This is a genomic window from Flavobacterium frigidimaris (assembly GCF_002217275.1).
In the GTDB taxonomy this organism is placed as follows: domain Bacteria; phylum Bacteroidota; class Bacteroidia; order Flavobacteriales; family Flavobacteriaceae; genus Flavobacterium; species Flavobacterium aquidurense.
The window spans coordinates 20,262-29,757 of sequence record NZ_MUGV01000001.1 but is presented as its reverse complement, the minus strand read 5'-3'; the positions used below and the strand labels follow the sequence as shown (position 1 = coordinate 29,757).

Below are 9,496 nucleotides of genomic sequence, written 5' to 3'. Positions count from 1 at the left end.
CTTATATTTCTTATATGGTGAAAATAATGGTTTTTAACGAGGTCAAACCATCAGTAAATCAACGACTTTTGAAAATAAACAGCAAAACACTTGACAACGCCTATCTCACAATCGTATATTTGCACACGATTTATAATTTTAGATATAAAATCTAAGATCTACACTTTAAAATCAACAATTCAAATATGAAATTATCACATTTTCAATTTAATTTACCAAAAGAACTTTTAGCGGAATTTCCAGCAGAAAACAGAGACGAGTCTCGTTTAATGGTAATCGATCGTGCAAAACAAACTATAGAACATAAAATGTTTAAAGATGTTATCAATTATTTTGATGACGGAGACGTTTTAATTCTTAACAATACAAAAGTTTTCCCTGCTCGTTTGTACGGAAACAAAGAAAAAACAGGAGCAAGAATTGAGGTTTTCTTATTAAGAGAATTAAATTCAGAGCAACGTCTTTGGGACGTTTTGGTTGATCCAGCTAGAAAAATCCGTATCGGAAACAAACTTTATTTTGGTGATGACGATTCGTTAGTTGCTGAGGTAATTGACAATACAACTTCTCGTGGTAGAACTTTGCGTTTTTTATATGACGGTTCTTACGAAGAATTCAGAAACAAATTGACAGAATTGGGAGAAACTCCAATTCCTAAATACATCAACAGAGAAGTAACTGCTGAAGATGCTGAAAGATACCAGACTATTTATGCAAAAGAAGAAGGAGCTGTAGCTGCACCAACTGCAGGTTTACACTTCTCAAAACACCTTTTGAAAAAATTAGAAATCAAAGGAGTAAACTTTGCTGAGGTTACACTTCACGTTGGTTTAGGAACTTTTAATCCGGTTGAGGTTGAAGATTTATCGAAACACAAAATGGATTCTGAGGAATTGATCATCAAACAAGAAGCTTGCGATATCGTAAACGAAGCAAAAGCAAAGAAAAAACGTATCTGTGCTGTTGGAACAACTTCAATGCGTGCTATTGAAAGTTCAGTTTCGTCTCAAAATACTTTAAATCCTTACGAAGGATGGACAAATAAATTCATTTTTCCTCCTCACGATTTTAGTATTGCAAACTGTATGATCACGAATTTCCACACACCAAAATCAACATTATTAATGATGATTTCTGCTTTTTGTGGACATGATTTAATGAAAAGAGCTTACGAAGAAGCAATCAAAGAAGGATACAAATTCTATTCTTACGGAGATGCAATGTTGATTATCTAATCAAGAGATATATTTTTTATAAAAAACCCATCAGTTAATGATGGGTTTTTTGTTTTTAAAAGAGTTTTCAAGTTTCAGGTTTCAGGTTTCAACTTCTGCACAACGTTAAACTTGAAACCTGAAACTTGAAACAAAAGAAACATTTCCCTATTTTTACGCCTCAAAACAAAAACTCAATGACTTTTCAAAATACACGCGAATTCGCACGAGAGCTTGATTCGCAAGACACTTTAAATCATTATCAGGAACAATTTATTTTTCCGAAAGTGAATGATAAACGCGTAATTTATTTCACAGGAAATTCTTTAGGATTACAACCAAAACGTACCAAAGCTTATGTTGACGAAGTAATGAATGACTGGGCAGAATTGGCAGTTGAAGGTCACTTTTATGCGCAAAAACCGTGGTGGGATTATCAGGAAAGATTTGCTGAACCGTTAAGTAAAATTGTGGGTGCTTTACCTTCAGAAGTTACGGTAATGAACACTTTGACTGTAAACCTTCATTTACTGATGGTATCTTTTTATCAGCCAAAAGGAAAACGTTATAAAATTATCTGCGAAGAAAAAGCGTTTCCATCAGATCAATATATGTTTCAGAGTCAGGTTCATTTTCATGGATATAAACCAGAAGATGCGATTGTAGAAATTAAACGTCGCGACGGCGAACATAATATTCGTTTGGAAGATGTTTTAGCAAAAATTGAAGAAGTTGGCGATGAGTTGGCTTTGGTTTTAATTGGGGGAGTAAACTATTATACCGGACAAGTTTTCGATATCAAAACCATAACAGCAGCTGGACAAAAAGCCGGTGCAAAAGTGGGTTGGGATTTAGCCCACGCAGCTGGAAATATCAAATTAGAACTTCACGATTGGAATGTAGATTTCGCTGCCTGGTGCAGTTATAAATACATGAACTCGGGACCAGGAAATGCTTCTGGATGTTTCGTTCACGAAAAACACCACAATGATCCTGATTTACCAAGATTTGCTGGTTGGTGGGGACATAACAAAGAACGCCGTTTTAAAATGGAACCCACTTTCGATCCGGTTCATGGAGCAGGAGGATGGCAAATTAGTAATCTTCCAGTTCTTTCGTTAGCACCGTACTTAGCATCAGTAGAAATGTTTTCTGAAGTTGGAATGGATGCTTTAATTGCCAAAAGAGATCAGATCACTTCTTATTTAGAGTTTATTTTACATGAAATTGATAAAGAAGTTAAAGGTAATTTCGAAGTTATTACACCTTCAAATCCAATGGAAAGAGCTTCTCAATTATCCGTTTTTTTACATGGAGAAGGAAGAAGTTTATTTGATTATTTAATGAAAAACGGAGTTATTACCGACTGGCGTGAACCGAATGTAATTCGTTTAGCTCCTGTTCCACTATATTGTTCTTATGAAGATATGTACGACTTTGGGCAAATTTTAAAACAAGGAATTTTAGGAAAATAAGCATAGAAGAAAAGAATATCGCAATCCCGATAGCTATCGGGAGCGAAGCCGCAATTAAAAAACTTAAAAGAAAAACTTTGCGTCTCTGCGACTTTGCCTTTAATTTTTTACAATCACGTAATTTTGTAAGCTTTCTTCCAAATCATATAACAGCAACAAATAACATCTCCTTTACTTTGTAGTGTATAATCATAAAAACTACAATCATGAAAGCCTTATATATAGTATTTGCCGCATTAACTATTGTTTCTTGTCAAAACCAGGGAAAAGGAGATCTTAATAAAGCCAAGCAGGCAAGCATTGACTCGATGAAAGTTGAAATTAATAAACAAAAAATTATTGATTCAATGAAAACTGAAATGGCGGAAATGAAAGAAGAGCATAAAGTAGAAGCACAAAAAGTGGTAGTGGTACATCAACAAGACGGAACTGCAACAACAACCACAACAACTAAAAAGAAAGGTTGGAGTTCAACTGCAAAAGGTGCGGTAATTGGAGCTGGTGTTGGTGCTGCAACAGGAGCTATTATCAGTAAGAAAAAAGGTGAAGGAGCTATAATTGGTGGTTTGGCCGGAGCCGGAGTTGGAGCCGGAACAGGTGCCATAATTGATGGCAGTAAAAAGAAAGAATAAAAATATTTAAATAAAAAAAGAACCCCGATTTAGATTTCTAAGTCGGGGTTTTTACTTTATATCATTTCCGGAACAGGAATCTTTATACTGCTTAATTCCATTTTGTAAAAATCAATTTGATATTTAATTTTTTCAGTTTCACTTTTAAAATAAAAAGTAGATTCAAATAAATTATGATAATATTCAATTCCTTCTAAAAGATTTGATTTGAAACTATTCAATTTCTTAATCTGATTGGCTGTGATTTCTCCTGAAATAGTTTCAATTTCAGTTCTAAAATAATCAACATACATTTTCAATTCTTTTACAAACAAATTCGGGCGATTTTTAGCCCTTAAAACAGACTTATTTCCATAAATGTGTTGCAACATATCCTTCAAGGAAACTTCCTGATCAAAATAAGCCATATTCGGTCCTGGACAGATTACAACACCTTGCGCCTGGCCTTTTATTTTGATATCATTTTCTAAATAAGAGGAATTGGCCAAACCAACACATAAACACGATTTTTCGGTGATTTTTATTTTTGATTTTTCGAAGACGTCTACAGAAAGTGTTTCTTTTATGTTTTCTAATTCTGCTAATTTAATATCCTGATATTTTTTAGAAGCTGTACAAATTCCGTGTGCATCATATTCTTTGCTTAATGCCAGAAATTTTTTAGGGCAAGAACTTCCGGCTTTATTCTCGTGAATTCGTTTCTGTTTCAAAATTTCATTTGTCGTGCCGTGCAAGGTATTGAACGGAACTCCCAAAGGTGAAATATGACTTAGATATAAATCTCTTTCTTTGGCTTTGATCAATAAATTTCGGGTGGTCTGGTCGACAGAAGTGGCTTCGGGAACTAATAAAAATGGAGTTCCCCAGCCTACTGAATCAACGTTATAGCTATTTAATAAAAACTCATGTTCCTCTGCCGTTCCTACACCCCCTTGAACGGTAATTTTTAGATTTAAAGGCTGATCAGGAAAAGACGTTCCTTTTTGCTGTAATGCTTTAACCATTAATTCGTGAGCCGATTGAACTAGCTGTTCTTTTTTCTCTTTGAATTCTTCCAGAATGGTGCCTAATAGAAGTCCATCGGTTGCAAAAGCATGTCCTCCACAATTTAGGCCTGATTCAATTCGGTATTCAGAAACCCAAAGTCCTTTTTTTGCTAAAAAATTGCCCTGAATCATAGCGGATCTGAAATCACTTACTTTTAAAATGATTTTCTTTTTAAGCTGATTTTTTTCATTCGGAAAGAAATCGGAAAAATTCTCAAAATAACTGTAAAGCCTCGGATTCATTCCGGCAGAAAGAACGACTGAAGATTCAAGATTACTGTTCGCAAAACCTCTTAAGGCAGCATGTGCATCATTAAATTCAAGAGGTAATAATTCATTTTTAATAAAATTATCCTTGTCTAATTTCGTCATGATATTCACATCAATTTCTCCGACAGTAAGATGTGATTCCATATAATTGCGAATATTTTCTTTGAACGAAATTCCATCTTCCAGTAAACTTTGAAAACCTTTTTTAATGTCTGATGTATTGGGTAGCATTGACATAAAGTTTTCTGCAGCAGTTTTACTTTCCGCTAATTCGGTTTTAAAATTTTCAAATTTTTGTTTGACAATTTTGTCTACTAAGTTGAGGTAAGACGTAATTCTTTCTGCTCTGTAATTATGAAATTTCTGACTTATTTCTTCATAGGGAAGATTGAATTTCGTACTGTAAAAATTACGCATCTTTTCAATCAGATCGTCATCAGCAATAGAAATCACAGATGAAATTCCATATTGTGCCACTCTAATTGGGCTGTCAATGGTATAAGCAAGCCCCATGACTGGAATATGAAAAGTATGTAAGGGTGTTTTTTTCATTTGTTTTCAATTAAAATAAAAACAAATGTTAGAAAAAGGATTGTTATAAAACCTGATAAATGTCAGGTTTAAAATGCACATGGATTAAAAAAATTCGCCACGAATTCACGAATTGTAAATAAATAAATTCGTGAATTCGTGGCGGAAAGTATGCTTAAATCTAAATCAAAATCTTCTTCAAAGACTCTGCAATGCTTCTCCATAAAAAGTTGTAAAATGATTTTTCCTGAATTCTTTCCAATTCAACATCAGCAGTTTTGGCTTTTTCTTTTGAATCATCTTTGACCAATAAATTAACAATCGCCGATTTTAGTTTAGCTTCTTTTTCAGGATTTTTTTTCTTGTATAATTTCACTTTTAAATCGTCATAATCTAAGGAAGCATTTCCTTTTGAAATGTTATCATTTCCATAAAAGTTAAAACGGTATTTATTAAAAACACCTGTAAAGGAAGCATTCATATAAGGTTTGCTGAATTGCCCCATCGCCGCAACATCAAAATTTGAAATTACGCCCTGAATATGAAAACTGTCTTTTTGATCCAAAACATTAAAACTCCAATCAACATTTAAAGGAGATGTTTTCATAAACAAACAGTTGACTTTGATTTTTACATCGGCCGTTTTTTTTAATCCAAAACCACTTCGAAGATTGGTTGCCTGTAAATTAAAATGATCAAAATTTAATTTTCCCGGACCTTTAGAAAAATCAATTTCTTCCTCATAAACAAGCTTCGATTTCAGCACCTGTAAAGTATCAATTTGTAACGGGAATTTAATATTTCGCAATAAATGATTGTAAAGATATTTTTTGCTAAGGTCATCTTTTGGCATTTTTCCGCGATAGATATTCGCATCAAAATGATTCATAACAACCGAATTTGCCTTGAAGAAAAAACGATCTTTTTTAAATCCCCAATCCATTTTGTTGATATTGACCGAGTCTACTTTAAGCGTATAAATGTCTTTTTCTTTTTCTAATTTCTGAATAAAGGTTTTTCGGTTATATTCGGGTAACATCGAAAAATTCTTTATTTTCAGGAAATTGTTTTCAGTGGTGATTTGACCAACATCCATTCGATAAAATTGATTCGGTTTATAATATAAACTATCACAAACCAAAACATATTTTTCATATTGCAGGGGAATTTTTTCCTTTAAGGTCGCATCAGTTATTAAAATGCCTTCGAGTTTCAGCAAAATATTCTTTACGCTGAAAATAGGTTTATTATTTTTTAAATAAACAACATCAATGCTTCCGTCATTCAGATAAATATTCGAAACCGCAATTACTTTTCTAAAGGGATCTATAATTTCAGTTCGAATGCTTTTGCTGTTGTTTAAAAGCTTATCGTTCTTTTTGTATAAAATAACTCTGGGTTTATTAATGATAATACTTTCTGCCTGAATTACATCGCGAAAAGCAAGATCCCAAATATTAAAATGTTTAATGGTAATCGACTCAATTTTAGAAAAAATTCCGGTTTTTATTTTGCTGTTTTCCAATTGATTTTTTGGATGCACCAATAAGGTTTGGGCATAGATATTTCTGGACCAAAGTGAAACTTCAATTTTCTCGTAATTAATGTGATAAGCAGTTTTGTTTTTCTCCTGAATAATAATCGGTAGTTGTTTTTTGATCCAGTAATTCAGTCCGAAATTGACTAAAAGCACAAAAACGAAGATGGAAAGTACACCTATTGCTATTTTTTTGTAGATTGACATTTATCGTATTGATTTTAAATATAAATTTAGAGTTTTAAAATATAGTGTTTCTTATACGATTACGTCTATAAGTTACATCATTACCGAATCATTTTTATCGTTATACTTTTTTTGAATATGAAAAAAATTAAAAAATTCCTGTTGGTTGTAGTGCTTATAATTGTTCTTTTAGGAATAGGTTTATGTGCCTATATTTTTCATTTGAAGCCTAAGTACGAAGGCGAAGTACAGCTGAAAAACCTTCAAAAGGAAACCACAGTTTATTTTGATGATTATGGAGTTCCACATATTTATGCCGATTCTGAAAAAGATGCGATGACCGCTTTGGGTTATGTGCATGCACAGGAAAGATTATGGCAAATGGAATTGCTGCGCAGGATTGCGCCGGGAAGACTATCAGAAATATTCGGATCGGTTGCGCTTAAAAATGATATGTTTTTCTCCGGAATTGGTATTGAAGAAGCTTCGGCGAAAGCCATTGCCAAACTAGATAAAAACAGTGAAAGTTATAAATTGACTTTGGCATATCTTGATGGAATAAATCAGTATTTAGAAGAAGGTGTAACACCAATTGAATTTACTTTAGTCGGAGTAAAAAAAGAAAAATTCACGATAAAAGACGTTTATAATATTTTTGGATACATGTCTTTCAGTTTTGCGATGGCTCAAAAAACTGATCCTTTACTGACTGATCTTCGTGCCAAATACGGCGCAGCCTATATAAAAGATTTAGGTATTCTAGGAGAATTTAATACGACCAAAATTAGAAGCTCAAAGGAGCATTTGGAAGAATATGCTGAGATTTCAAAATCGGTAGCAAGTTTGTTGGATAAATCGCCAATTCCGCCGTTTGTGGGAAGTAACAGTTGGGTAGTAGGACCAAACAGAACAAAAAACAAAAAAGTTATTTTTGCGAATGATCCGCATATTGGGTTTTCGCAGCCGGCAACCTGGTACGAAGCGCATATCGTGACCCCAAAACATGAATTGTATGGTTGTTATTTGGCAGGAACTCCTTTTCCGTTATTGGCACACAACCGTGATTATGCTTACGGATTGACGATGTTTGAAAATGATGATATCGATTTTTATCAGGAAACAAACAAAGCGGATGATGCAAATCAATATCAGACACCAACGGGTTTTGCGACTTACGAATCCAGAAAGAAGACCATTACAATAAAAGATACTTCAGATGTAGTTTTGACGATTAAATCAAGTCGACACGGACCTATTATGAATGATTTATTGATGAATCTGAAAAGTAAAAAACCGATCGCAATGTCATGGATTTATACCCAACAACCGATTCAGATCCTGGATGCGGTTTACGGGCTTTCGCACGCTAAAAGTAAAGACGACTTTAGAAAAGCAGTGCAATTGGTTGCTGCTCCGGGATTGAACGTAATGTATGGAGATGCTAAAGGAAATGTTGCATGGTGGGCGACAGGAACGCTTTATAAACACAATAAAGGGGTGAATTCGTTTTTTATCTTAGATGGTGCGAGTGGTAAAGATGATATTACAGAATATTTAGATTTTACTAAAAACCCATCTGCAGAAAACCCAAAATGGGGTTATGTATATTCAGCTAATAATCAACCAGAGCCGGTTGATGGTTATTTGTATCCGGGGTATTATTTACCGGAGGATCGCGCCAAGAGAATTTCTGGTTTAATGGATGCAAAATCAGACTGGGATAAGGAAGGAATAAGTAAAATGATTTTTGATAATACCTCTTCTGTTGCGACGGGTGTGGTTCAAAATTTAATTGCGAATCTGGATGGTAAGGCAATTTCAGAGGAAGAAAAAGAAGTGCTAAATGTTTTAAAAGCCTGGAAAGGAACTACAAATCTGGAAGATGTGGCACCAACGATTTACAACAAATGGATTTATTTGTATTTGAAAAATACGTTTGAAGACGAAATGGGCAAGGAAGATTTTGCTGTATTTCTTGGAACACATTTAGGGAAACAGATTATTGCGAGACAAATTGTTAATGAGAGTTCAGTTTGGTGGGATGATATTAAAACTAAAAATGTAAAAGAAACCAGAAATCAAGTTGTTTCAAAATCATTTCATGAGGCAGTTTCGGCATTACAAAAACAGTTAGGGAATACAATTGCCGACTGGAATTGGAGCAAAGTGCATACCGTAGAACACGAACATCCACTTGGAAAAGTAGCAGCGCTTCGCAAATTATTTAACGTTGGGCCTTTCGCCGCTCCCGGATCAAATGAAGTGATTAACAACCAGTTTTTTGGTTTTAACGATGAAGGGAAATATTATGTAAAAGGTGGTCCGTCAACCAGAAGAGTCGTAGATTTCTCTGACATTGAAAACAGCTGGAGCATTATTCCAACAGGACAATCCGGAAATCCGTTTAGTGAACATTATAGCGATCAGGCCGAAATGTTTAACGCCGGAAAATTCAGAAAAATGAAACTGAATAAAGAAGAAATAATAAAAACTTCGACGAAGTTAATTTTGAAACCAAAAAAGTAAAAAGGTTTCAAGTTTCAGGTTTTCTTTGTTTCAAGTTAGGTTCTAAGGCTTAGTATAAAAACCTTAGAACCTTGGTATC

At 34.0% G+C, this 9,496-nt stretch carries 6 protein-coding genes; 4 read left to right on the top strand and 2 right to left on the bottom strand.

Annotated elements, in window-relative coordinates:
• Positions 1-185: 185 nt before the first annotated feature.
• From queA to B0A65_RS00125, 3 genes are all read left to right on the top strand, one after another.
• The gene (gene queA / locus B0A65_RS00135) at positions 186-1,235 is read left to right on the top strand and encodes a tRNA preQ1(34) S-adenosylmethionine ribosyltransferase-isomerase QueA (protein WP_074660964.1); all 1,050 of its coding nucleotides are present in this window, start codon (positions 186-188) and stop codon (positions 1,233-1,235) included.
• 176 nt (positions 1,236-1,411) lie between these two features.
• Positions 1,412-2,689, top strand: coding sequence for a kynureninase (kynU, locus tag B0A65_RS00130; protein ID WP_074660966.1), 1,278 nt, complete (start codon positions 1,412-1,414; stop codon positions 2,687-2,689).
• Positions 2,690-2,895: 206 nt separating this feature from the next.
• On the top strand, positions 2,896-3,321 hold the full coding sequence (locus B0A65_RS00125; RefSeq protein ID WP_074660968.1) for a YMGG-like glycine zipper-containing protein: 426 nt from the start codon (positions 2,896-2,898) through the stop codon (positions 3,319-3,321).
• 56 nt (positions 3,322-3,377) lie between these two features.
• Here the strand turns inward: B0A65_RS00125 and B0A65_RS00120 are convergent, their stop codons facing one another.
• Together B0A65_RS00120 and B0A65_RS00115 are read right to left on the bottom strand one after the other, a co-directional pair.
• Complete coding sequence (locus B0A65_RS00120; protein ID WP_074660970.1) at positions 3,378-5,189, bottom strand: hypothetical protein; 1,812 nt, start codon at positions 5,187-5,189, stop codon at positions 3,378-3,380.
• Positions 5,190-5,349: 160 nt separating this feature from the next.
• Positions 5,350-6,912 carry a hypothetical protein gene (locus B0A65_RS00115; protein ID WP_074660971.1) on the bottom strand — a complete coding sequence of 521 codons (1,563 nt, stop codon included), beginning with the start codon at positions 6,910-6,912 and terminating at the stop codon, positions 5,350-5,352.
• A 117-nt stretch (positions 6,913-7,029) separates the two neighbouring features.
• On the opposite strand from B0A65_RS00115, the gene B0A65_RS00110 reads away from it, so the two are divergent.
• Positions 7,030-9,417, top strand: coding sequence for a penicillin acylase family protein (locus B0A65_RS00110; protein ID WP_074660973.1), 2,388 nt, complete (start codon positions 7,030-7,032; stop codon positions 9,415-9,417).
• The last annotated feature ends 79 nt before the right edge of the window (positions 9,418-9,496 follow it).

What these genes read in the sequence shown, in the direction of transcription:
- queA (WP_074660964.1), top strand. Translation starts at nt 186, where the DNA reads ATGAAATTATCACATTTTCAATTTAATTTACCAAAAGAACTTTTAGCG.
- kynU (WP_074660966.1), top strand. Translation starts at nt 1,412, where the DNA reads ATGACTTTTCAAAATACACGCGAATTCGCACGAGAGCTTGATTCGCAA.
- B0A65_RS00125 (WP_074660968.1), top strand. Translation starts at nt 2,896, where the DNA reads ATGAAAGCCTTATATATAGTATTTGCCGCATTAACTATTGTTTCTTGT.
- B0A65_RS00120 (WP_074660970.1), bottom strand. Translation starts at nt 5,189, where the DNA reads ATGAAAAAAACACCCTTACATACTTTTCATATTCCAGTCATGGGGCTT.
- B0A65_RS00115 (WP_074660971.1), bottom strand. Translation starts at nt 6,912, where the DNA reads ATGTCAATCTACAAAAAAATAGCAATAGGTGTACTTTCCATCTTCGTT.
- B0A65_RS00110 (WP_074660973.1), top strand. Translation starts at nt 7,030, where the DNA reads ATGAAAAAAATTAAAAAATTCCTGTTGGTTGTAGTGCTTATAATTGTT.